This is a genomic window from Streptococcus mitis (assembly GCF_946188615.1).
Taxonomy (GTDB): Bacteria; Bacillota; Bacilli; order Lactobacillales; family Streptococcaceae; genus Streptococcus; species Streptococcus mitis_BZ.
This window is the reverse complement of the sequence record NZ_CAMHVK010000065.1, coordinates 1-209: the sequence shown is the minus strand read 5'-3', so window position 1 is coordinate 209 and position 209 is coordinate 1. Positions and strand designations below refer to the sequence as shown.

Annotated in this window: 1 protein-coding gene; it reads left to right on the top strand. The window is 44.5% G+C overall.

Annotated features, from left to right (window positions below; translation table 11 throughout):
* On the top strand, positions 1 to 209 hold a 209-nt coding region (locus OCF95_RS09830; protein ID WP_261105347.1), incomplete at both ends, for a Rib/alpha-like domain-containing protein.

Genomic DNA, 209 nt, shown 5'->3' with positions numbered 1-209 from the left:
CAAGAAGTGGACAATGGACACGTACCAGATCCAGAAACAAGTGTAAACAAAACAGGCTTACCAGAAGGCACAACTGTTACATGGAAGACAAGGCCAGATGTCAGCACACCGGGCAGTCATCCAGGAGTAGCGTTAGTTCATTATCCAGATGGAACGGAAGATGAAGTCGAAGTACCAGTAAGGGTAAAAGAACAAAAAGATACCTTCAA